Annotated in this window: 16 protein-coding genes; 11 read left to right on the plus strand and 5 right to left on the minus strand. The window is 44.6% G+C overall.

The genetic code is table 11. From position 1 onward, the window contains the following. Window positions 1-7: 7 nt before the first annotated feature. The 3 genes from leuC to leuA form a co-directional block, all read right to left on the minus strand. Entirely contained in the window at window positions 8-1,420 is a 1,413-nt protein-coding gene (leuC, locus tag A6D97_RS14630; protein WP_017062936.1) for a 3-isopropylmalate dehydratase large subunit, read from the minus strand. A gap of 117 nt (window positions 1,421-1,537) precedes the next feature. Next, window positions 1,538-2,629 (minus strand): 3-isopropylmalate dehydrogenase, encoded by a 1,092-nt coding sequence (gene leuB, locus A6D97_RS14635; RefSeq protein WP_017061390.1) that lies wholly within the window; start codon window positions 2,627-2,629, stop codon window positions 1,538-1,540. Window positions 2,630-2,727: 98 nt separating this feature from the next. Beyond that, the gene (leuA, locus tag A6D97_RS14640) at window positions 2,728-4,275 is read right to left on the minus strand and encodes a 2-isopropylmalate synthase (RefSeq protein WP_017071424.1); all 1,548 of its coding nucleotides are present in this window, start codon (window positions 4,273-4,275) and stop codon (window positions 2,728-2,730) included. Between the two features lie 568 nt (window positions 4,276-4,843). On the opposite strand from leuA, the gene A6D97_RS14645 reads away from it, so the two are divergent. From A6D97_RS14645 to A6D97_RS14690, 10 genes are all read left to right on the plus strand, one after another. Beyond that, window positions 4,844-5,503 (plus strand): TetR/AcrR family transcriptional regulator, encoded by a 660-nt coding sequence (locus tag A6D97_RS14645; protein WP_065584693.1) that lies wholly within the window; start codon window positions 4,844-4,846, stop codon window positions 5,501-5,503. Further along, the gene (locus A6D97_RS14650) at window positions 5,503-6,840 is read left to right on the plus strand and encodes an acriflavin resistance protein (protein ID WP_065584694.1); all 1,338 of its coding nucleotides are present in this window, start codon (window positions 5,503-5,505) and stop codon (window positions 6,838-6,840) included. Before A6D97_RS14645 ends, A6D97_RS14650 begins: the two co-directional genes overlap by 1 nt. Then, entirely contained in the window at window positions 6,837-9,944 is a 3,108-nt protein-coding gene (locus A6D97_RS14655; RefSeq protein ID WP_065584695.1) for an efflux RND transporter permease subunit, read from the plus strand. The genes A6D97_RS14650 and A6D97_RS14655 overlap by 4 nt, the downstream gene beginning before the upstream one ends. A gap of 293 nt (window positions 9,945-10,237) precedes the next feature. Beyond that, window positions 10,238-10,762, plus strand: a complete 525-nt coding sequence (locus tag A6D97_RS14660; protein WP_017062930.1) for a phosphatase PAP2 family protein — start codon at window positions 10,238-10,240, stop codon at window positions 10,760-10,762. Between the two features lie 54 nt (window positions 10,763-10,816). Then, entirely contained in the window at window positions 10,817-11,872 is a 1,056-nt protein-coding gene (locus tag A6D97_RS14665; RefSeq protein ID WP_017062929.1) for an MJ1255/VC2487 family glycosyltransferase, read from the plus strand. 346 nt (window positions 11,873-12,218) lie between these two features. After that, entirely contained in the window at window positions 12,219-13,178 is a 960-nt protein-coding gene (gene leuO, locus A6D97_RS14670; RefSeq protein WP_017062928.1) for a transcriptional regulator LeuO, read from the plus strand. A gap of 202 nt (window positions 13,179-13,380) precedes the next feature. Beyond that, a complete protein-coding gene (locus tag A6D97_RS14675; protein WP_017062927.1) occupies window positions 13,381-15,189 on the plus strand; it encodes a long-chain fatty acid--CoA ligase in 1,809 nt (602 codons plus the stop codon). 460 nt (window positions 15,190-15,649) lie between these two features. Next, window positions 15,650-17,425: an acetolactate synthase 3 large subunit gene (locus tag A6D97_RS14680; protein WP_065584696.1), complete on the plus strand. Its 1,776-nt coding sequence runs from the start codon at window positions 15,650-15,652 to the stop codon at window positions 17,423-17,425. Window position 17,426: 1 nt separating this feature from the next. Then, window positions 17,427-17,921, plus strand: a complete 495-nt coding sequence (gene ilvN, locus A6D97_RS14685) for an acetolactate synthase small subunit (RefSeq protein WP_008219984.1) — start codon at window positions 17,427-17,429, stop codon at window positions 17,919-17,921. Window positions 17,922-18,034: 113 nt separating this feature from the next. Next, the gene (locus A6D97_RS14690) at window positions 18,035-19,918 is read left to right on the plus strand and encodes a diguanylate cyclase (RefSeq protein WP_065584697.1); all 1,884 of its coding nucleotides are present in this window, start codon (window positions 18,035-18,037) and stop codon (window positions 19,916-19,918) included. Window positions 19,919-20,497: 579 nt separating this feature from the next. Here A6D97_RS14690 and A6D97_RS14695 read toward each other — a convergent pair. Further along, window positions 20,498-21,169 carry a GntR family transcriptional regulator gene (locus A6D97_RS14695; RefSeq protein ID WP_080582236.1) on the minus strand — a complete coding sequence of 224 codons (672 nt, stop codon included), beginning with the start codon at window positions 21,167-21,169 and terminating at the stop codon, window positions 20,498-20,500. Window positions 21,170-21,345: 176 nt separating this feature from the next. Further along, window positions 21,346-22,758, minus strand: a complete 1,413-nt coding sequence (gene pykF / locus A6D97_RS14700) for a pyruvate kinase PykF (RefSeq protein WP_017061403.1) — start codon at window positions 22,756-22,758, stop codon at window positions 21,346-21,348. 429 nt (window positions 22,759-23,187) lie between these two features. On the opposite strand from pykF, the gene A6D97_RS14705 reads away from it, so the two are divergent. Continuing rightward, window positions 23,188-23,958, plus strand: coding sequence for a DeoR family transcriptional regulator (locus A6D97_RS14705; RefSeq protein ID WP_017061404.1), 771 nt, complete (start codon window positions 23,188-23,190; stop codon window positions 23,956-23,958). Window positions 23,959-24,001 lie beyond the last annotated feature (43 nt).

Consider the following 24,001-nt stretch of genomic DNA (forward strand, 5'->3'; position numbering starts at 1 on the left):
CCTCTAATTAAAGTTCACGAATATCGACAAAGTGACCAGCGATAGCCGCTGCGGCTGCCATTGCTGGGCTAACTAGGTGCGTACGACCATCACGGCCTTGGCGACCTTCAAAGTTACGGTTTGATGTAGAAGCACAGCGCTCTTGTGGACCTAGACGGTCGTTGTTCATCGCAAGACACATAGAGCAACCCGGTAAACGCCATTCAAAGCCTGCTTCGATGAAGATCTTATCTAGGCCTTCAGCCTCAGCTTGTGCTTTAACTTGCTCTGAACCCGGAACGATAAGCGCTTGAACATGTTTCGCTACTTGACGGCCTTTCGCTACCGCTGCTGCTGCACGCATGTCTTCGATACGAGAGTTAGTACAAGAACCCACGAACACTTTATCTACGTTGTAATCAGATAGAGATTTACCGGCTTCAAGACCCATGTAAGCCAGCGCTTTTTCAGCTGATGCTTTTTCTACAGGGTCTGCGAAGCTTTCTGGTGCAGGGATTGGTGTGTCTACTGAGATAACCTGACCTGGGTTGGTACCCCAAGTGACTTGTGGTTTGATGTCTGCCGCTTCTAATGTAACAACTGCATCGAATTCTGCATCAGCATCGGTTTTTAACGTATCCCAGTATTCGATTGCTGCTTCTAGGTCTTCGCCTTCTGGAGAGAACTTGCGACCTTTGATGTACTCGTATGTCGTTGCATCTGGAGCGATTAAGCCTGCTTTAGCGCCAAGCTCGATTGCCATGTTACATACTGTCATACGACCTTCCATCGTAAGGTCGGTAATTGCCTCACCACAGAATTCAACTACGTAGCCAGTACCGCCAGCAGCCGTTGTTTTACCGATGATCGCTAGCACGATGTCTTTTGCAGTGATGCCAGGAGTAACCTTGCCTTTTACTTCGATCTTCATGGTTTTAGCGCGAGCTTGTTTTAGCGTTTGCGTAGCTAGAACGTGTTCCACTTCTGAAGTACCGATACCAAATGCTAGTGAACCAAATGCACCGTGTGTAGCCGTGTGCGAGTCACCACATACGATGGTCATGCCCGGTAGCGTAATACCTAGCTCAGGACCCATTACGTGCACAATACCTTGGTATTTGTGGTTTAGATCGTAAAGCGTGACACCAAACTCTTCACAGTTCTTCGATAGCGTTTCCATTTGGATACGAGCCATCTCACCAGAAGCGTTGATGTCTTTAGTTTGTGTCGATACGTTGTGATCCATGGTCGCGAAAGTCTTGCCAACTTGGCGAACTTTGCGGCCTTTCTCACGCAAGCCATCAAATGCTTGAGGTGACGTTACTTCGTGAACTAAGTGACGATCGATATAAAGAATTGGTGTTTCGCCCTTCGCTGCAACCGCAACGTGAGCGTCATAAACTTTTTCGTATAAGGTTTTTGCGTGCTGGTTTGTCGACATAGCTTTTCTTCCTTGGGAGCATCGGTCCCAGTGTTTGTTTCGAGCCAAGTCATGCGGTTTACGCTGACTTGGCTTGATATTATTCTTATGTACTTGCTTCTAATCGGAGCCTTTAGCTTATGAAGCTAAGATGTACTCAGCGATCTTGTCACCCATTTCAGAGGTAGTCAGCGCTTGGTTTTTGCCAGCAAGGTCTGCCGTTAGCTCGCCTGCAGAAAGTGCTTTAGAAACCGCTGCTTCGATGTCTTGTGCTGCCGCTTCTTCGCCTAGGCTGTAACGAAGCATTAGGGCTGCAGAAAGGATTTGCGCGACTGGGTTTGCGATGTTCTTACCTGCGATATCTGGTGCGCTGCCACCTGCTGGTTCGTATAGGCCGAAGTTGCTTTCATTTAAACTTGCAGAAGGAAGCATACCCATAGAGCCAGTGATCATTGCGCACTCATCAGAGATGATGTCACCAAAGATGTTTGAACATAGCATTACGTCAAACTGAGATGGGTCTTTGATTAGCTGCATGGTCGCGTTGTCGATGTACATGTGGTTTAGCGTGACATCTGGGTAATCTTTTGCGATTTCTTCAACCACTTCACGCCATAAGATAGAGCTCTGCAGAACGTTTGCTTTATCGATTGAGTAAACGTTTTTGTTACGTAGGCGTGCCGATTCAAACGCAATCTTTGCAATACGTTCGATTTCGTAGCGGTGGTAAACCTCTGTATCAAAAGCTTTTTCAGTTGCGCCTTCGCCTTCACGGCCTTTAGGTTGGCCGAAGTAGATACCGCCTGTTAGCTCACGGACTACCACGATGTCGAAACCGTTACCTGAGATGTCAGCACGTAAAGGAGAGAAAGACTCTAGACCTTTATGGATTTGAGCTGGACGTAGGTTACAGAACAGTTGGAAGTGTTTACGGAGAGGAAGTAGGGCACCACGCTCTGGTTGGTCGTTCGGTGGAAGGTGTTCCCATTTAGGACCGCCAACAGAACCAAAAAGTACTGCGTCAGATTCTTCACAGCCAGTGACTGTTGCTTCTGGAAGTGGACAGCCGTGGTTATCAATTGCAATACCACCAACATCATACTCTTCGCGAGAAAAGCTAATCGCGTGCTTCTTTTCGATCGCGTCTAGCACTTTATGCGCTTGTTGCATTACTTCTGGGCCAATGCCATCACCAGGTAGTACGGCAATTTTGTATGATTTATCAGTCATGTTAATCCTTTAATTCTTTGTTACTGAGCTATTTAGCTCGTTTTAAATTTTGTCCCTAAAGCCAATAACATCGGCTCTAGGGCTCTGTTATTGGGTGTTTAAACTGTTGCGATTCTTTGCTGTTTCATTTCAGCAATGGTGTCTGCGCGTTGAATGCTATTAATAACGTGCAGTAGCGCCTGACCAGAGGCCTCAACGATATCCGTTGAAACGCCTGTACCGTGGTACTTGCGGCCTTTGTAGTTCGCAATAATATCAGCTTGGCCTAAGCCATCTTCGCCTTCACCTTTCGCGGTAAGGTCGAATTTATCCAATGCAATTTCGTAACCCGTTAAGCGGTAGATACATTGGTATAAAGCATCAACAGGTCCGTTACCGACAGCCGCTTCGCATTTCTCTTCATCACCACATTGCAGCTTGATGCTAGTGGTAGACATAACACTACCAGATTGTACGCTTAGGTAGTTAAGTTTATAGAAGTCATCTTCGTCACGTAGATTTGCGAAGTGCATTAGTGCTTCTAGGTCGTAATCGAATACTTGGCCTTTACGGTCAGCCAGTTTCAAAAAGTCTTCGTACAATGAATCTAGGTTGTACTCATTGTCTTTGTAGCCCATTGCGTCCATGTGGCTCTTAACGGCTGCACGACCACTGCGGCTTGTTAGGTTCAATGCTTTGTTTTTCAAGCCAATAGACTCAGGTGTCATGATCTCGTAAGTGTTCTTGTTCTTTAGCATGCCATCTTGGTGGATACCTGAAGAGTGGCTGAATGCGTTAGCACCAACGATTGCTTTGTTGTCTTGAATCGGCATGTGGCAAAGCTGGCTCACCAATTTACTGGTACGGTGGATCTCTTGGTGATCTAGGCCGGTATGAACACCTAATAACTCTTGACGAGTCTTGATGATCATTGCGATCTCTTCTAAAGAACAGTTACCCGCGCGTTCACCAATGCCGTTAATGGTACCTTCAACTTGGCGAGCACCTGCTTGTACCGCTGCGATTGAGTTAGCAACCGACATGCCTAAGTCATCGTGACAGTGAACAGAGATGATCGCTTGGTCGATGTTGGGTACGCGATCAAATAGCGTTTTGATAATGCCACCAAACTCGTTAGGTACTGTGTAGCCTACAGTGTCTGGAATGTTGATGGTTTTTGCGCCAGCGTTAATCGCGGCTTCAACCATACGACATAGGTTGTCGATAGGAGTACGACCTGCATCTTCACAAGAGAATTCAACATCGTCTGTGTAGTTGCGCGCATGCTTTACCGCTTTCACTGCCATCTCGACAACATCGTCGTAGCTGCGGCGTAATTTGTCTTGAACGTGAACCGTCGATGTAGAAATGAAGGTATGAATACGGAACTGCTCAGCCACTTTTAGCGCTTCTGCAGCGGCATCGATATCCTTCGCTACAGCACGAGAAAGCGCACAGATACGGCTATCTTTAATATTTTTTGCGATGGTTTGTACTGATTCGAAATCGCCTGGCGATGACACAGGGAAACCCGCTTCAATAACATCTACACCCAGTCGTTCAAGTGCATAAGCGATCTGTAATTTCTCTTTTACCGTAAGGCTTGCTGCCAACGCTTGCTCGCCATCACGTAAGGTCGTGTCAAAAATTATCACTTGATCGTTCATGGGTGCTTCCTTATATCGATAATGAATCGATTGCTATCCAAATTATTATTAAGAATGATGTTCTTTTAAAAGTGCCAGTTACAAAAAAACCCGCTCAGCGCGGGTTTTAATATTTGTGTAGTTCTTGACCCACAACTTACCCGCGCGATTGGTTCACGATAAGGAGAAGTTTCAGCAGTCGAGAAGAAGAAAAAATCATTACACAAATATCCGTAAATAAACTGTTAACACCATATTTACCGCAATTTATTCTGAGCGTCAAACAAGAAAATCCAATATCAGCGTGCATTAGCGACGTTTTGGTTTGGTTTGTGCTGTTTTGTGTTACGTTATTGGCTAAATCATCTGATTGGAGGTTTTGTATTGGGGGGTTAGTTTATCGTTTGGCTTATGTGTAGGTTAAAACTTTGTAGTAAATCTTTTTGATGGAACGATTCACCAAAAAAATCACAAGCGTGACCAAATTAATTAATCACTTGATTAAATAGTGAGTAATTAATCTTCTACTGTTACACCTGTTTATCTCTATAATTAATCAGATGATTAATTATAGAGATGGATTTTTGCCATGACGGCACGAAAAGCGGGGCGACCTCAAAAAAACTTAGATGTTCGAAAGTTATTGATTGAGCATGCTCGTGATCTGTTTGTCGTTCAACCATACGACAAGGTCTCGACGCGCCTGATTGCTGAGCGTGCGGGTGTGAATATAGCGATGATCCGCTATTACTTTGGTAGTAAGGCCGGGCTGTTTGAAGCGATGCTGCGTGAAACGCTACGACCGATGCAATTGCAGATGCAGAGGTTGGTTGAAGAAAGCAGTCATGAGAACTTTCTTGATTTAATGAGGACTTACTACAAAGAGATGGTCAAGGTGCCGAAGTTTCCTCGCTTGATAGCCCAAGTGATGAATATGCCTCCCTCTGAAGTGCAAAGAGAGTTGCTCGAAAAGGTTTTCCTCGATGTTGCAAAGCCAGCCCAAGATGTCATTTTTGAAAAGTTGGTTGAACAAGGCATCTTAAAACAGAACATGGATCCAAAATTGTGCCGTATTTCGTATGTAAGCTTGATGGTGTTTCCTTTCATCGCTCCGCCGCCTTTATTGGCAATTCATGGGATTGAGATTAATGAAGAATTTCTTAATCGTTTAATCGAACACAACATTCAATTGATGACTGAAGGCTTTATTAACGCACCGAGCCCTTCTTCCGTGCAGGACCAAAGATAATGAAAATAAATAAAAAACTACTCTTCTTTCCAGCACTTGCGGTTGGTGTTATTGGCCTTGTCGCCGCGATTAACTTGAAGCCGGATCTTCCAACCAAACCTGCGGGTGATAGGGCTCGCTTAGTTGATACTGTGAGCCTAGAACAACAACTGATAGCGCCGTTAGCGGTCGGCTTTGGCAAAGTAGTGCCTAAAGTTGAATGGAAAGCGATTGCTGAGGTGACAGGACAGATCGTGTATCGACATCCAGATCTTGAAAAAGGCCAGGTGATCCCTGCAGGAACGGTCGTGCTCAAGGTTGATCCATTGGATTACGAATTGAAACTGATACAAGCAGAGGCGGATCTAAAATCAAGCCAAACCTCATTAGCGAAATTGAATCAAGAAGAAGACAACCTTAATAAGACTCTTAAGATCGAAAAGAATCGTTTGGTGATCAGCAATAAAGAGCTACAACGTAAACAGGATCTGCGTAAGAAAGGGCTCACCTCTCAATCGGATGTCGACCTGCAACAACAAAGCGCATTGTCTCAGCAGAAGTTGGTATTAGATATCGCGAACCAAATCGCGTTGATGCCAGATGAAAAGCGTGTTGCGGAAGCGGTGATTAAGGTCAACGTGTCTAAGGTAAAAGAGGCGCAGCGCTCTCTCGATAAGACCACGATCACTTTGCCAAGAGCGATGCGAATTGCTCAGGTTGATATCGAACAAAATCAAGTAGTTAACCTTCAGCAGGAGATGTTTATTGCTCACGGGATTAATGTCATGGAAGTGGAGGCGCAACTTTCTATTCACGATATGCAAACTTTAGCCTCCAGCTTTAACCAGTTCCCTCGTGATGCTGCAGGAATCCCTAATCCTTATGAAGCGCCAATCAAAGCAAGCATTCAACTTAACAGTGGCAACCTTAACCTCAGTTGGCCTGCGAAGGTGGCAAGAATCAGTGAAACGGTTGATGAAAACCAAGCGACGGCGGGGATTATTCTCGAGATCGCTCAAGATTACTCGCAATTGCAACCAGACAGCGCAACGCCTTTGGTTAACGGTATGTTTGTCAAAGCCGAGATTGAGGGTGTCGCGAATCTAAGTTGGGTGGTTCCAGAGCGAGCACTGCATGGTGCTAAGGTTTACCTGATGGATGACAACCAGCGTTTGCAAGTGGTCAATGTTGAAGTGCTTTATCGCAGAGACAATCAAGTGGTTGTGAGTGGAGAGCTACAAACTGGAGATAAACTGGTTCTCAATGATGTCCTGCCAGCAATAGAAGGCATGTTACTGAGAGAGTCCAACTCTGAAGAGGCTGAGCTTGAATCAGATACTCAGGAGAGTGCGTCATGATCAAGTTTTTCTCTCGGCACCCAACAGCAGCAAACTTGTTGATGCTTGGGTTGTTGATCTTGGGTATAAGCTCACTATCAACCATCAAACGTGAAACCTTCCCCGCTTACGATCCGCCTTACATTATGGCTGCGATTGTTTATCCCGGCGCCTCTCCAAAAGAAGTGGAAGAGAGCTTGTGTGTGCGAATGGAAGATGCAGTAGACGGCTTAGCCAACATTGAAGAAACTCAGTGTGAAGCCATCGAAGGCAGCGCTCGTTTAATTCTAAAGTTAAATGAAAAAGCGGACATCGGCCGAATGCTGGTGGATGTGCAAACCCAGATCAACTCGATCAATGATTTCCCAACTGAGATTGAATCGCCTGTTGTTCAAGAGCTAGATTGGAATGAACCGGTTGTCGATATCGCTATAACAGCCGAAACGTCGTGGCCAGAACTTAAGGCCTACGCGGAAGATCTTAAGCGCACCATGAAGCTTGATTACGATGTATCTTTGGTCGAGGTTAGCGGCTTCTCGGATCATCAATATCGAGTGGAACTGGATACCCAAGCTATTCGTCAGTTGGGTTTGAGTGTCGGTGATATCGCGGATCAAATTGGTCGACAGAATGTAAAACTGCCGAGTGGTAACGTTGAAACACCAGACAAAAACTTTCTGATTCGTTTCGACGAGAGACGAGTTACGCCTGTTGAGCTGGAAAGCATCGTGGTTGGATCTGCGCCTAATGGCTCGGTGATTCGTTTGAGAGACATAGCCAAAATAACCGACCGCTTTGAACTTGATGAGCAAAAGGTGCTATTTGATGGCAAGCCTTCAGCGCTGCTTAAGATCAGTAAGAACAAAGAAGACGATGCGCTGCGAATCAAAGAGAACGTAACACGATTCGTTGAAGATCAAAGCGCGATTGCTCTTGATGGCGTGACACTACAAATGACCAACGATCTCTCATCTGTACTTTGGGATCGTCTAACCATGATGGTGAGCAATGGCTGGCAAGGTATTGTGCTGGTGTTCGCCACCATGTGGCTGTTCTTCAGCTTACGTTATTCATTTTGGGTGGCGGCAGGGTTGCCAGTGGCCTTCCTTGGTGGCTTGTTCTTAATGGCCAACCTTGGTTTGTCGATCAACATTATGTCGCTGGTCGGGTTGTTAATGGCAATCGGTATTATGATGGATGACGCCATCGTGATCGCCGAATCGATAGCCTCCCACTTAGATAGGGGACAAAGCGTCGATGATGCGGTGTACAACGGCGTTAAGAAAGTGCTTCCCGGAGTACTGTCTTCTTTCTTAACCACGGTGTGTATTTTCGGTAGCTTACTGTTTCTTGATGGCGAGATGGGCGCGGTGCTTAAGGCCGTTCCTCAAGTATTGATTTTGGTGCTGTCGTTGAGCTTGATTGAAGCCTTCCTGATTCTACCTAATCACTTATCTCATTCATTACATAAAGAAAAAAATGATAAGCCAGCGTTGCGCTTTAAAGTGGTGTTGCTTGAGAAGTTTGAGAACTTCCGTAATACCACTTTGATGAACATGGTTGAGAAAGTCGTGACCTTCCGCTACGCCTTTATGGGCGGAGTGATTACGCTGTTGTTGCTTTCAGTCGCCTTGATTGCTGGTGGTGTTGTTAAGTTTCAACCTTTCCCAGAGCTGGATGGTGATATTGCTGAGGCGCGTATTATTCTTCCGCCGGGCGCATCACTGTCTCAAACCGAGAAAGTGGTCGACAAAATTGTCGCGTCTGCTGAGCGTTTGAACAAGCAATGGAGCGAAGAGGTTGAAGAAGGCAATACACTGGTCGAGCACATAACTAGCCAATTCAATGCTAACGCCGATGCCAATGAATCTGGCCCGCACTTAGCCACAGTGCGCTTAGATTTACGCGGAGCAGAGAGCCGTAATACCGTTATCGATGATTTCATTGATGCGTGGCGTGAAGATATTGGTGATTTAGCGGATCCTATTTCATTGGTGTTCAAGCAACCCACGATGGGGCCGGGCGGTCGTGCTATTGAAATCCGCGCCAAACACGATGACCTGAGCGCATTGAAATCCGCTTCTTTGGATATTCAGGAGTACCTTAATCAGTTTGATGGGGTGCATGGCGTGCTTGATGACATGCGCATGGGTAAAGAAGAGATCTTGGTGAAGCTGCGTCCGGGCGCTGAAACCTACAATGTGAATGGGCAGATGATTGCTTCCCAATTGCGTGCGGCTTTCTTTGGGCAAACGGCGGATGAGATTCAAATCGGCGTTGAAAATATCTCGATTGAAGTGCGTCTTGATAAGGAACAAGCGGGCGACATACAGCAGCTAGCTAACTTCCCAATCATTACCGCAGATGGCAGTCAGATCCCGCTAGCAACGTTGGCGACATTAGATTTCCAGCGTAACTACGTGCGAATTCAGCGTATTGATGGGCTGAGAACCATCAGTATTTTTGGTGATATTGATAATAAGAAAGCGAGTTCATCCGCGATTTTGGCTCAGTTCCAAAAAGATGAAGCCGCCAAACTTATTCAGAAGTACCCGGGTTTACGCTTTGATTTCGAAGGGGAGGCCAAGGATGCAGCCAAGACTGGCGCTTCGATGGGCAAAGGATTCTTGCTCGGCTTATTCGGCGTGTTTGCGATTCTTAGCTATCAGTTCAGAAGCTATTTAGAGCCTGTGGTCGTGATGTTAGCGATTCCACTCGCTTTTATTGGGGTGGTCGTTGGTCACTGGATACTTGGCCATTCTTTGAGTATGCCAAGCATGATGGGCTTTGTGTCGCTTGCCGGAATTGTGGTTAATGATTCCATCTTGTTGGTGCAGTACATTCGTCACCATGTCGATGAGGGAGATAGCGTGCATGACTCGGTGGTGAAAGCCAGTCGCGAGCGTTTCCGAGCGGTATTCTTGACCTCAATGACGACTGCGGCAGGTTTGCTACCGCTGTTGACGGAAACCAGCTTACAGGCTCAGGTTATCCAGCCATTGGTTATTTCGATCGTATTCGGCATATTTGCCTCGACCTTACTGGTGCTGTTTATGACCCCTGCTGCTTACGCGATATTGGCGGATTTCGGTTTGGTTAAAAAGCACGAGCCACTAGCGCTATAGCCTTTAGCGTTTAATTATTTGCGAGCTCTATTATCATTAGCGAACGCTATAACCATTAACACGATAGAAGTAGCGTTTGCTTGCTTATATAAAGAATTGAAAACATAGAAGAATAAAGCGGCCTTGGGTCGCTTTATTTTTATCGGTCGCTTCTATCGCCATCCTGACTTGATCCATTGACCAGCCTATCAAGCATGGGAAATTTCATTTTAGTTCATTCAAAACGTCACTTAACTGTCATTTCAGGAGCATAACTTGAGCCTTAACTGAATAAGGATTGTTAAGGAGATTGTATGCGTACTATCGAACCTATTGTCCGCTGGGATGTGGCATTTTCTGTTTTCTGTTTAAACAACCGCTATGGCGGGCAACATGCAACGCTCAGTAAAGCGGTGTCTCATACTGGAGATGGACACCTTTATGTTTTGATTGCCTTGATTGCACTGCTGGTCGATAGCAACACCGGTCGAGACTTTCTTTTGGTGGGCTTAACCGCCTTCGCAATCGAACTGCCTATTTACTGGTTTGCTAAAAATACCCTCAAGCGCCGTCGACCAGCTGAATTCTCTTCACTACTTCACTCTCATATTGTGCCATCCGATAAATACAGTCTGCCTTCAGGGCATTCCGCTGCTGCTTTTGTTATGGCGACCCTAATCGGGCATTTCTATCCGAGCTTGTACCTCTTTAGCTTGGTGTGGGCAACTGCGATTGCAGGCTCTCGAATCTTACTTGGTGTGCACTTTTTAACAGACGTACTGATTGGCGCAGCCTTGGGCATCGCTTGTACCAGCCTAGCTATCAGCTTCATCCTGTAATTATTTTGTTGGCAACCACTGCCGAGCTTAAGTGGTAAATTTAAAGGAACATGCATGAAAATTTTATATGGCGTACAAGGCACAGGAAATGGGCACATCGCTCGAGCGAGAGCAATGGCCGTCGCTTTTCGTCAGCAAAATATTGATGTCGATTTTCTGTTCTCTGGGCGAGATGAGAGCAAATACTTTTCGATGGAAGCGTTTGGCAACTATCAGACCCGCAGCGGCTTAACTTTTTACAGCGAGCAGGGGCAGGTTAAATACGGCAAAACATTCATGAAGAACAACATCTGGCGATTTCTCCGTGAGATTAACCAGATCGATCTTACGCCTTATGACTTAGTGATTAATGATTTTGAGCCTGTCACTGCATGGGCGGCTAAGAGACAAGGTGTGTCATGCATTGGGATAAGCCACCAGAATGCGTTTCGTTATGATGTACCCAAAGAAGGGGGCAACTGGATTGAACATTCAGTGATTCAACATTTCGCCCCAACCGAGCACTCTATTGGCTTGCACTGGTATCACTTTGAACAGCCGATTTTGCCGCCTATCGTTCACACGCTGGTTGGTGATCAACAAATAAAAACAACACAAGATTTTACGTTGGTCTATTTGCCATTTGAGGATCTTGAGTCGATCTCAGAGCTGCTGATGAAGTTCATTTCGCAAAACTTTGTCTGTTACCACCCGGATGTGATTGAGCATAGCCGAGTTGAAAATATTGAGTTCAAACCACTGAGTCATGCGGGCTTTCAATTCGACCTCAATCAGTGCTCTGGTGTGGTCGCAAATGGCGGCTTTGAATTGCCATCTGAAGCCTTAACCTTAGGGAAGAAATTGCTTCTCAAACCACTCGAAGGGCAGTTCGAACAACAGAGCAATGTGGCGACGCTAGAGGCCCTTGGGTTAGCTCAAACCATGACGTTTTTAGATGCGGCTATCTTGCGTGCTTGGCTCAGTGAAAAACAGGCCGAAGTGGTCACCTATCCAGACGTGGCAAGTGCACTCGTTGAGTGGGTATTAGCAGGGAATTGGTCTAATCAAGATGATTTAAGAAAGCAACTTTGGGACAAGGTCGACTTTCCAAGTTATGCATCGCTCACCTAACTCATAAGTGCTATTTCTAAATTGACCGGTTGAACAATTCACGAGTTCAATAAATTGTAACAAATGTAACCAAACGATAGAACAGCTAAATAAGTCGAAATTAAACTCATAAGTGACGCATTTTATGTTTTTTTATAACTCTATAAATAATTGATTTTTAGATGTTGTTTAATCATTAAGGTAAAATAAAATTATTCTTTATCAATCTTGTTGGTAGCTCGAGATGCATTGGTTAATAGTAATGTCAATCCGAAAAACATCGGTCTGATAAATATAAGAATTAGTGGTTATCTATTCTCATACCATTACCAATTTAACGCTGTCGAACCGACAAGAGGCAACTTGAATGTTAGATAAGAAAGACGCAATGAGTGCTATTGCAAGCTACAGAATGGAAAGCACACTTCGTGGAGTCGACTTAAATCTTTTGACTGTATTTGATGCAGTTATGCAAGAGCAAAACATTACACGTGCAGCTCACAATCTGGGTATGTCTCAGCCTGCTGTAAGTAACGCTGTTGCTCGTCTAAAAGTGATGTTTAACGACGAACTATTCATGCGCCAAGGTCGTGGTATTCAACCGACTCAACGTGCACGTCAGTTGTTTGGTCCTATCCGCCAAGCGCTACAATTAGTACGCAACGAACTACCAAGTTCTGTGTTCTCTCCAGAGTCTTCTTCTCGCCTGTTCAAGCTTGCGATTTGCAGCCCTTGTGACATGCGTTTTGCACCTAAGATTATGTCGACTATCAACGAGCAAGCACCTAGCGTGAAACTGCACATGGATGCTGAATTCGATCGTCAACTTTCTGAGCGCATGCGCTACCAAGAAATCGACTTCGTGATCGATTACGCTCGCTTTGATGAGCAAGGTTTCTCAAGCACTGAAATCTTCCAAGATGAGTTGGTTGTTGTCGCTTCTGCTTCTCACCCACGCATTAACGGTGAAGTAACAGCGGCAGAGCTGCTTAACGAAAAGCACGCGAAATTGTCTCGCATTCACGGTCAACGTAGCTTCTCTGAGCAAGCTTACCGTGACCTAGACTGCATGCCTTTCTACGAAGGCACGAGCCTAAGCAACGTTCTTTACGTTGTAGGTCAGTCTGAACTAGTAACGATTGCTCCTCGTTGGATGGTAGAACATGCAGCAAACAAAGAGCAGCTTCAGATTCTAGATTTCCCATGTGATAATGCGGCAATTTCAGGCTTCCTAAGCTGGCACGAATCAAGTGAAAAGGACAAAGGACACATTTGGTTACGAGATCAGTTAATGATGATCTGTGGCGAAGTAGTGGCACTTAACTAGACACTAATCCCTATGTTTTATAAGCCCTAAGCTAGGAGACTGGCTTAGGGCTTTTTTATGCGCGCTATTTTAGTAGGTAGAAAACTTAGCGTGAGACGTACTATTACTTATAACTTTGAGCTTCATCAGTTGCCTTTTCCATGATCAGAGGTACACTTGTGCGCTCAAAAAAGCTTACAGGTGTAAGCCTAAAGGTAAAGAGATGGCCAATTTAGATTTTCATATCGTAAAAAGACTTCGTGACCAAATTGCCCAAGGCGGCAACCGTACAGCTTTGAAGCACAAAGTAGACAATGTATGGCAAGGCATTAGCTGGGAACAGTTTGGACAACAAATCGATACGCTTTCATTAGCACTGTTGGCTCAAGGACTGAGAGTTCAGGATAAGATCGGTATCTATTCGAACAATATGCCTCAATGGACCGTGGCAGATTTTGCATCGTTACAAGCACGCCTTGTGACTGTGCCGATTTATCCAACGAATACAGCAGCACAGTCGTCTTACATCATCCAAAATGCGGATGTGAAGATCTTATTCGTTGGTGAGCAAGTTCAATTTGACGCGGCGGTGAGCCTATTCGAAGAGTGTGAACAGCTAGAAGTGGTTGTCGCGATGTCTGATGACATCGACCTACAAGGACACAGCTTTGCCGTATCTTGGAATGACTTCATGGCGCGTGGCGTTGAAGCACAACAAGCTGAACTTGACGTGCGTCTTGCTGATGCAAGCATGGACGACCTGCTGACTCTTATCTATACCTCTGGTACTACTGGCCAGCCGAAAGGCGTAATGCTTGATTACACCAATATTGGCTATCAATTAGAAGGCCATGACGAGCGTCTAAGTTTAAGCAAAGACGATGTCTCATTGTGTTTCCTACCGTTATCACACGTATTTGAGCGTGCGTGGACTTTCTACGTTCTCTATAAAGGCGCAACCAACTGTTACTTGCAAGATACCATGCAGGTGCGTGACGCGCTGAGCGACGTGAAGCCAACCGTAATGTGTGCGGTTCCACGTTTCTACGAGAAGATTTTCTCTGCGATTCACGAGAAGGTTTCGAAAGCGCCGTTTATCCGCAAGGTTCTATTTACTTGGGCGGTGAACATGGGAGCGAAACTCTCTGTTTGTCACCAAGAAGGTCGCACTCCTTCGCTAATGCTGAAGAAGAGCCATGCATTAGCAGATAAGCTAGTACTCTCTAAATTGCGTGCTCTACTCGGCGGTAACATCAACTTCATGCCATGTGGTGGCGCGAAGCTTGATGAGACGATTGGTCGTTTCTTCCATGCTATCGGCATCAACGTAAAACTTGGCTACGGCATGACAGAAACCACGGCAACAGTATCTTGTTGGGATGATCGCTGTTTTAACCCTGATTCGATTGGTATGTCGATGCCGGGCGCAGAAGTAAAAATTGGTGCTAAGGACGAGATTCTTGTTCGCGGTCCAATGGTGATGCGTGGCTACTACAAGATGCCAGAAGAGACAGCTAAGACATTCGATGAGCACGGTTTCTTGAAAACCGGTGATGCGGGTCATTTTGATGAAAATGGTAACCTATTCATTACTGATCGTATCAAAGAGCTGATGAAAACTTCTGGTGGTAAGTATATTGCCCCGCAAGTGGTTGAAGGTGCGATTGGTAAAGATCACTTTATCGAACAGATTGCTGTTATCGCTGATACACGCAAATTCGTTTCTGCGCTGATTGTTCCTTGTTATGACTCGCTAGAAGAGTACGCCAAAGAGCTTAATATCAAGTATCACGATCGCGTTGAACTTGTTAAGCACCACCAAATCGTCGAGATGCTAGAAAAGCGTGTGAATGACCTACAGCAAGAACTGGCTAAGTTTGAGCAAGTGAAGAAATTCAAACTGCTACCAAAAGCATTTTCTATGGATGATGGTGAACTGACACCAACTCAAAAATTGCGTCGTAAAGTTATCAACGATAAGTATCAAGACGAAATCGAAGAAATGTACAACGAAAAGCCTAAAGATAAGTAGTTTTCTGCTTAGATAAATTTTCAGTTGTTTAAAAATCCCCCTACGAATGTGATTGCATTTTTAGGGGGATTTTTTGTATCTAATGACACAGCACAATGTGCGAAAGCGCACACCAGCAAGCTCGCGGTTTATCGATAAATAGCGATCTATTAAAATATTAAGTGCTTTTTTTTGTTCGCTAACTAGTGTTTAAGCCTGGCGTTGGGGGCTGGGTTGGGTTTTATTTAATGCTTTGAGCTAATAGTTGGTTTTTTGGCACAGTTGCCGAATAACAGGTGTTAGACCAGATGATAATAAAGCGTTAAAGTTGTTTCGTATTACTGTTTGTTGTTATCACGACAGACAGCCATAGCCGAAAAAGTGGAAGTATTTCGAATTAGGCTACGAATAAGCCCTAGACTATGAAAAACCAGCCCAACATGTTCACCAAATATGATTGGAAACTGGTGAGGAGAGCAATATGACAACAAAACCTGAAACAGCCATGTCATCCGGCGCTGAAATGTCATCCGGCGCTGAAATGTTATCCGGCGCTGAGATGGTGGTGCAGTCTCTAATTGAAGAGGGTGTAGAACAAATCTTTGGTTACCCAGGTGGTTCTGTACTTGATATCTACGATGCGTTGCATGCTAAAACTGCTGAAATTAAACACGTATTAGTGCGACACGAACAAGCCGCTACCCACATGGCAGATGGCTATACTCGTTCTACCGGTAAACCGGGTGTAGTACTTGTGTGTTCTGGTCCAGGTGCGACCAATACCGTTACTGGTATTGCAACCGCCTACATGGACTCAATCCCAATGATTGTTATTTCTGGTAACGTACCAAATAACCTCATTGGTAATGACGCCTTCCAAGAGTGTGACATCGTGGGTGTATCACGCCCGATCGTTAAACACAGCTTCTTAGTTAAGAAAGCGGAAGATATCCCTGAAGTCGTTAAAAAAGCATTCTATATTTCAACGACAGGGCGTCCCGGTCCTGTGGTTATTGATCTGCCGAAAGATATCTTAAACCCACAAATCAAGCTTCCTTATGAATACCCAGAAACGCTCAAAATGCGTTCGTATAACCCAACGGTTACGGGTCATAAAGGTCAGATCAAAAAGGCGCTAAAAGCCCTTCTTGAAGCGAAGAAGCCGGTACTTTATGTCGGTGGTGGTGCGGTTATTTCTGAGGCAGATAAGCCGCTGTTAAAATTAGCAGAGGCACTGAATTTACCTGTGGTAAGCACCCTAATGGGGCTTGGCGCTTTCCCTGGCACCCATAAGAACTCTTTGGGTATGTTAGGCATGCATGGTTTATATGAAGCCAATATGGCGATGCACAATGCGGATTTGATCTTTGGTATTGGCGTACGTTTCGATGATCGAACGACTAATAACCTAGATAAGTACTGCCCTGATGCGAAGATCATGCACATTGATATCGACCCATCTTCGATCTCTAAGAACGTAAAAGTGGATCTACCGATTGTAGGTTCTGCTGAAAAGGTTCTAGAGAGCATGGTGAACTTGCTCGTTGAGCAAGGCGGCACTAACGATGCAGAAGCGATTGAAAGCTGGTGGAGTGAAATCAAGCAGTGGCAAGAGCGTGACTGCCTAGCTTACGAGAAATCGTCTGAGCGCATCAAACCACAGCAAGTAATTGAAACACTGCATAAAGTAACCAATGGCGATGCCTATGTTGCTTCTGACGTAGGTCAACACCAAATGTTTGCTGCTTTATACTACCCGTTTAACAAGCCACGTCGTTGGATTAACTCTGGTGGTCTAGGCACGATGGGCTTTGGCCTGCCTGCTGGTATGGGCGTTAAGTTTGCTAAGCCAGATGAAGAGGTGGTTGTGGTAACCGGTGACGGCAGCATTCAAATGAATATCCAAGAGCTGTCGACTGCGCTGCAATACAATATCCCGGTTAAGATTATTAACCTTAACAACCGTTTCCTAGGCATGGTAAAACAGTGGCAAGACATTGTTTATCAAGGCCGTTACTCTAACTCATATATGGACTCTGTTCCTGATTTTGCTGCTATCGCTGAGGCTTATGGCCACGTTGGTATGCGCATTTCATCTCCGGATGAATTGGAATCAGGTTTGGAAAAAGCACTGGCGATGAAAGACCGTTTGGTATTTGTCGATATTAGTGTGGATGACACCGAGCACGTATACCCAATGCAGATCAAAGGCGAGGGTATGGATAACATGTGGCTAAGCAAAACGGAGAGAACATAATATGAGACACATTATTTCACTACTAATGGAAAACCAACCTGGTGCGCTTTCTCGTGTGGTTGGCTTGTTTTCTCAGCGTGGCTACAACATCGAGTCTTTGAACGTATCTCCAACCGATGATCCGACGCTGTCTCGTTTGAACGTCACTACTAACTCGAGCGAAATGCAGCTTGAGCAGATTCAGAAACAACTGCATAAGCTAATCGACGTACTTAAAGTACAAGAAGTGTCTGAACTTGAACACATTGAACGTGAGCTGTTGATGGTAAAAGTACGTGCGAGCGGCTTTGCTCGTGCGGAAGTGAAGCGCACAGCGGATATCTTCCGTGGTCAGATCGTTGATGTTACGGCTTCTCAATATACGGTTCAAATGGCGGGTACTAGCGAGAAACTGGATGCCTTCATTCAGGCGCTGTCTGAAGTGACGGAAGTGCTTGAAGTAGCTCGAAGTGGTGTTGTTGGCATCGCACGAGGCGAACGTGCGTTGAAAGCCTAGACGATAAGTCTTTAAAAAATAACTTTAAAGCCGCTTTTTTAAGCGGCTTTTATTTTGTTAATTTTTTAGAGTGCTATAATCCCGCGCTGCACTTCCATTCATCTGAGTTAGCAATGCGAAATAAAAAATCAATAATTACATTGCTGATTATCTCTATCATATTGTCTTCTGCAGTATGTCTGTATTATTTGCAGCGCTACAAAGAAGTAAAACAGCAGAGCTTTGACTACTCAGCTAAGCAAGCCGTTCATCAGTTAGTGTATGCCAAGCGAGATTATGATCTTCTCAAGACTCAGTTAGTCTCGGTCATGGAGCTACTCAGTCATAGCCAGAGCTTGGTTAACTTTGCTTCCTCTCCCTCAGACCAAACCAAACATCTACTTGAAGAGGTCTGGCAATCTGTTCTCGTGAACCAGAAGTGGTATACACAAATCCATCTGTTAGATGTCACTGGCAAAGAATTGGTGCGTGTTAACTACTCCTCTGATACCGGTAGAGTGACGTTTCCTCAACAGCTGCAAGATAGGTCGGATTCTAACTACTTCCAATACGCTCAAAAACTAGAAGCCGAACAGATTGGCGGTTGGGGTATTGAGCTTGAAACTGAGCATGGTGAAGTCACCTTCCCTTATTCGCCGGTAATCCGTGTCTTTACCCCAGTAGAAACCCCTGACGAAAGAGTAGGCTACCTCGTCATCAATCTTGATGTATGGGGCTTATCGTCGCGTCTGAGCTTTTCACCAGATAACGATCTTAGAGCAGAAGTTCTCAATGACGCGGGTTACTTCATCGCGAGTAACAACAGCGGTAAGTTGTTCGGAGACTCTATTCCTGAAAGAAAAGGCTATAACCTGAAAAATATCGCGCCGAAGACGTGGGATGCGATCTCCAATGATCAGGTGGGATACGTTTTTGAAGATGGTAATTTGTTTGCCTTTAACACGGTTATGCTCGCGAACAGTCAAAAGGTCCATTTACTGATTCAACTTAATCAAAAGCAACTGATGGATCGGGCTGAGCGTGATCTAGATGATTTGGCCCATGAAGAGATCATTGTTCTGATTACGGTGCTGATATTCGCTTTCCCGTTTGCTTACCTGGTGACGCACTGCCGACGCCGAAGCCTAGAGAGTAAATTGGCACGCGCCGCATTGAATGGTATGTCGGCAGTGATGATCTCTGACAAGCAGCACCGCACAATGATGATCAACAACGAATTTGAGAACATGACTGGGTACTGCAAAAAACAGGTGATCGGTCAAAATGCATTGCAGTTGCTGCTTGAGAATACCGACCAAGTGCTCTCAAGCTCGGCTATTTGGAGTCATTTAGAGCAAGAAGAAGTATGGGAAGGGGAGGTTCAGTGTAAGAACAAGCTGCGTATTCCTTTTACTGCGATCATGCGAGTGCATGCGGTCAAAAACAATTCAGGCAAAGTCAGTTACTACATCACCTCGTTGGTTGATATTTCCGTAAGGAAGGAGCTTGAAGTACGTTTGAGGATCTTAAGTGAACGTGACTCTTTGAGTAATCTTTGGAATAGACGAAAGTTCGAAGAGCAGCTCGCGTATTATTCTCGCTTGGTTGAGCGTTACCCTAATGAATCGACGACTTGCTTAGCTTTAGTCGATATCGATAACTTCAAGCGAATCAACGACGAACTTGGTCATGACGAAGGCGACCGAGTGATAGCAAGTGTCGCCAAGCTTCTGCAAGATAGCCTTCGCGGGACTGACTTTGTTGCACGTGTCGGAGGAGAAGAGTTTGCACTCTTGATGCCACACACGTCTCTGCCAGAAGCAAAGCGCGTATTGGATCGCTTGCGAATAGAGATTGAACTGGCAGCCGGAACTAAGGTAACGGTGAGTGTTGGCTTTACTGATTTAACAAGTAACAGTACTCGCTCATACAAGTGTGCCGATGTTGCGCTTTACGAATCTAAATCGTCTGGTCGTAATACGGTCTCTATGTGTCCTAGCTACGATGATGTCGCTTAGGTTCGCTTCTATCTAGTCCTGTCTTCTCTTTGCTTCACCTCTTCAAGCTGGCCCCGACTCACTTTATCTCTCCCCCTTTTTATAGGAATCTCACTTTTGAGCGACCTATGTCACAAAATCTATACAGTTAGACTAAAGTCTAATGCTGGTGGAAATTTGAGCTAAAATGAACAATAAGTAAACTACCTTGCTTCAGATTACATCGTGCTTAACGGTGTAATAATTAGAGTGTTTACCAGATGTAAAAGGATGACACCGTTAACTTAATTCAACTGATTAGCTAGCCTTTTCAATGGTTTGAAAGGCAGCAGTAGAATTAGGTTAGCTGGAGCAAGAGTTTGGGGATCATACAGTCTGGTTAAAAGAGGCGTGGTATGTTTGTCGATTTTTTAGTGAGGTTAACCATAGGCACATTAGCCATTCTTGGCTTTCAATTGAGTGCTTTGTATTTTTTACCTATGGTTGTGCTACTCAATACTCATCACAAAGAGTTTTTTGGGTGGTAGTTCAGTCGTAATACTGGAAACAAAAAACGGAGCCATTGGGCCCGTTTTTATTTGGTTAGAAGCTACTTTAGCGTTATGCCGCTTCGATAACTTCTTCAATTCGTTTCATTGAACCTAGCAGGTGTTGATCAAGCAGTTCAGTCGCTTGTTCTACATTCTTAGAGAGTACTAGTTTCATGATCATTTCGTGTTCATCAATATTGAACAGATCATCTGATGCGCTTTCTGCAGACATAGCGAGGAAGCGGTAACGTTTCACTTGGTTAATTAGGTCATCAAAGAACTTAAACATGTTCTCTGAATCTGCACCTTCAAGCAGTGCGACATGGAATTGCTGGTGGCGCTCTTCCCATTCTACACAGTCAAACTCTTCAGATACGTACTGTACTCGCGATAGTTTATGGTAAGACGTTAGTACATCCAGTTCCCAGCTCTCATCACCTGCTGCAATCGCTTTTTTAAGCAGAACCGATGATACAACACGAAGGCTTTCGTATAGGTCATTCAGTTCTTTCTTTGATACAGGAGATACCCAGCAGCCTTTTTGTGGCTCTAGCTTTACGTATTTGCTCCAAGATAACTGTACCAAGGCTTCGCGAATAGGGGATGCGCCAACGTTGTAGCGTGCTTTTAGATCAGCAACAACAAGCTTTTGGCCTGGGGTTAACTCACCATTAAGAATATCTTGGCGAATCATCTTTGATACTTTGTCAGTGAGCGTAGGACTAGACATTACAAACCTCATCTATATATGATTTCTAGTCTGCTAATCCGTCTCTTAGAAAGAGTCAGTTGGAGGTTAACAGTACGTAGTTCTATTGTGATTGATAATACAGCGTACTGAAAAGTTAGGCAAGATTTTGTTTCATAAAAAAAGAGGGCCGAAGCCCTCTTTTATATTTTATGCGAATCGGTTCATTCTTATAGAACGTGAACAGATGCCGTGTTTGTAGTACCAGAAGCTACTAGAGCACCAGAAACCATAACTACGATGTCGCCTTTGTTACCTAGGCCAGATTGTAGAGCGATTTCTTTACCGTTGATGTAGAACGCGTCTGTGTTCTCGATAGAGTCAACAAGAACTGGCTTAACACCTTTAGTAAGAACTAGCTGTGCAGCTGTCTTTTCGTTAGTTGTTAGAGCTAGGATGTTTGCAGTTGGGAAGTACTTACGTACTGAACGTGCAGATTTACCGCCTTCAGTTGCAACAACGATTAGAGGAGCAGCTAGCTTCTCTGCTGTGTCTACAGCGCCTTTACATACTGCTTCAGTGATACGTAGACGTGGGCTGTCTAGACGAGAACCTAGCTCAGCTTTAAGAGCTGAATCAGTACGGTTCGCGATTTGAGCCATGATAGTAACAGCTTCAACTGGGTACTTACCTTTAGCAGTTTCACCAGAAAGCATTACTGCATCAGTACCATCCATGATTGCGTTCGCAACGTCACCCGCTTCAGCACGAGTTGGACGTGGGTTGCTGATCATAGAGTCAAGCATTTGAGTTGCAGTGATAACCATCTTACGTGCACGGTTACACTTCTCGATCATCATCTTCTGAGCGAAGATTACTTCTTCAGCTGGGATTTCAACACCTAGGTCACCACGAGCAACCATGATGCCGTCAGAAGCTTCAAGGATTGAATCGAAGTTATCTACACCTTCTTGGTTTTCAATCTTAGAAATGATGTGGATGTTCTCGCCGCCGTTAGCGTTTAGAAGCTCACGGATTTCTTTAACGTCTTCTTCTTTACGGATGAAAGAAGCAGCAACGAAATCTACGCCTTGCTCACAACCAAACTTAAGGTCAGCTTTGTCTTTCTCAGAAAGAGCAGGAAGTTGAACAGAAACGCCAGGAAGGTTAACACCTTTGTTTTCGCCTAGAGCACCGTTGTTAAGAACTTTACACTTAACTTCAGTTTCTGTTGTTGCGATAACTTCCATTTCGATTAGGCCGTCATCAACAAGGATAGTGTTACCTGCTGTTAGGTCTTTAGCGAAACCTAGGTAAGTTACTGCTACTACGTCTTTGTTACCAACAACTGTTGCGTCAGTTGTGAAAGTGAACTCTTGACCAGCTACTAGATCTACGTCGTTACCATCTTCAAGTTTGATAGTACGGATTTCTGGACCTTTAGTATCTAGAAGGATAGCAAGTTGCTCACCTTTGTTTTCCATTACTTTACGGAAGTTCGCGATACGAGTGCCGTGCTCTGCGAAATCACCGTGAGAGAAGTTAAGACGCATAACGTTCATGCCAGCATCTACTAGTTCAGTTAGCTTCTCTACAGATTCAGTTTTAGGGCCAATCGTACATACGATTTTGGTCTTTTTCATGGAAGGTACTCTCCGGTAAGTATTGTTACAATTTGAAATTTATTTAAGTTCTGAAGATTGGTCCGCTACATCAACATTTTGTGCCTGTTGTGTAAAAGCGCGGGACTTCCAATATGTCCTTCAGAGTTGTAAGTCTTTCATCAATTTTAGTCATTTTATGACTAAAAGATTTTGATTCAATATCGGTTTTCTGTGACTTACCCCACTATATAGGGGGTAAGTTGCAAAAAAATAACAGTCAGTTTTGTAATTTTTTTTCTTTTCGGGTGCGGATTCTACCACCTAATGAGTTCAATATCACTGCTTAACAATTGTCTTAGGACAAGGTTTTATCGCTATTTATTAATTTTTTGGATCAAAATAAATGGACTAAATAGTTTCGTTGTAACTATAATATATTTCATATCGAAACTTAATGGCCTTTTTTAAATGTCGAAACGAAACACCCAGCTCAGAAGACATGCAATTTCTAACCTAGTGAATGAAAAAGGGGAGGTTAGTGTTGATGAATTATCCGCTAAGTTCGAAACCTCAGAAGTCACTATTAGAAAGGACTTGGCGTCTTTAGAGAAAAACGGTCAGCTTTTACGCCGTTATGGTGGTGCGATTTCGTTACCGAAAGAGGTTGTCAACGAAGAACTGGGTCAACAAGTTTCGACTCGAAAGATTTCATTGGCAAAAGCCGCTGCAGATTTAATTCGCGACCATAACCGCATCGTGATCGATAGTGGCAGTACGACCGGTGCTCTAATTCAGCAGCTTAATGCTAAGCGTGGCTTGGTTGTTATGACCAACTCATTGCACGTTGCTAATGCGCTTAATGAGCTTGAAAGCGAGCCGACGTTATTAATGACTGGCGGCACTTGGGATACCCATTCGGACTCTTTCCAAGGCAAAGTTGCAGAGTCGGTACTTCGTGCTTACGATTTTGACCAACTATTTATTGGGGCTGATGGTATCGACCTCGATAGAGGCACAACCACGTTTAACGAACTGGTTGGCCTGAGCAAAGTAATGGCTGAAGTGTCACGAGAAGTGATCGTGATGGTTGAGTCGGAAAAGGTGGGACGAAAGATCCCTAACTTAGAGCTGGCATGGGAACACATTGACATCTTAATTACCGATACAGACTTAGGCGAAGAATCCAAAGCAAGTATCGAATCACATGATGTTCGAGTGATCCTGACCGATCCAGCGTAAAAACAAATTTAAGTATTATGCATTTACCTTCCTATAATTGATC

The organism is Vibrio sp. ZF57, from assembly GCF_001691235.1.
Taxonomy (GTDB): Bacteria; Pseudomonadota; Gammaproteobacteria; order Enterobacterales; family Vibrionaceae; genus Vibrio; species Vibrio crassostreae_C.

What these genes read in the sequence shown, in the direction of transcription:
- leuC (WP_017062936.1), bottom strand. Translation starts at nt 1,420, where the DNA reads ATGTCGACAAACCAGCACGCAAAAACCTTATACGAAAAAGTTTATGAC.
- leuB (WP_017061390.1), bottom strand. Translation starts at nt 2,629, where the DNA reads ATGACTGATAAATCATACAAAATTGCCGTACTACCTGGTGATGGCATT.
- leuA (WP_017071424.1), bottom strand. Translation starts at nt 4,275, where the DNA reads ATGAACGATCAAGTGATAATTTTTGACACGACCTTACGTGATGGCGAG.
- A6D97_RS14645 (WP_065584693.1), top strand. Translation starts at nt 4,844, where the DNA reads ATGACGGCACGAAAAGCGGGGCGACCTCAAAAAAACTTAGATGTTCGA.
- A6D97_RS14650 (WP_065584694.1), top strand. Translation starts at nt 5,503, where the DNA reads ATGAAAATAAATAAAAAACTACTCTTCTTTCCAGCACTTGCGGTTGGT.
- A6D97_RS14655 (WP_065584695.1), top strand. Translation starts at nt 6,837, where the DNA reads ATGATCAAGTTTTTCTCTCGGCACCCAACAGCAGCAAACTTGTTGATG.
- A6D97_RS14660 (WP_017062930.1), top strand. Translation starts at nt 10,238, where the DNA reads ATGCGTACTATCGAACCTATTGTCCGCTGGGATGTGGCATTTTCTGTT.
- A6D97_RS14665 (WP_017062929.1), top strand. Translation starts at nt 10,817, where the DNA reads ATGAAAATTTTATATGGCGTACAAGGCACAGGAAATGGGCACATCGCT.
- leuO (WP_017062928.1), top strand. Translation starts at nt 12,219, where the DNA reads ATGTTAGATAAGAAAGACGCAATGAGTGCTATTGCAAGCTACAGAATG.
- A6D97_RS14675 (WP_017062927.1), top strand. Translation starts at nt 13,381, where the DNA reads ATGGCCAATTTAGATTTTCATATCGTAAAAAGACTTCGTGACCAAATT.
- A6D97_RS14680 (WP_065584696.1), top strand. Translation starts at nt 15,650, where the DNA reads ATGACAACAAAACCTGAAACAGCCATGTCATCCGGCGCTGAAATGTCA.
- ilvN (WP_008219984.1), top strand. Translation starts at nt 17,427, where the DNA reads ATGAGACACATTATTTCACTACTAATGGAAAACCAACCTGGTGCGCTT.
- A6D97_RS14690 (WP_065584697.1), top strand. Translation starts at nt 18,035, where the DNA reads ATGCGAAATAAAAAATCAATAATTACATTGCTGATTATCTCTATCATA.
- A6D97_RS14695 (WP_080582236.1), bottom strand. Translation starts at nt 21,169, where the DNA reads ATGAGGTTTGTAATGTCTAGTCCTACGCTCACTGACAAAGTATCAAAG.
- pykF (WP_017061403.1), bottom strand. Translation starts at nt 22,758, where the DNA reads ATGAAAAAGACCAAAATCGTATGTACGATTGGCCCTAAAACTGAATCT.
- A6D97_RS14705 (WP_017061404.1), top strand. Translation starts at nt 23,188, where the DNA reads ATGTCGAAACGAAACACCCAGCTCAGAAGACATGCAATTTCTAACCTA.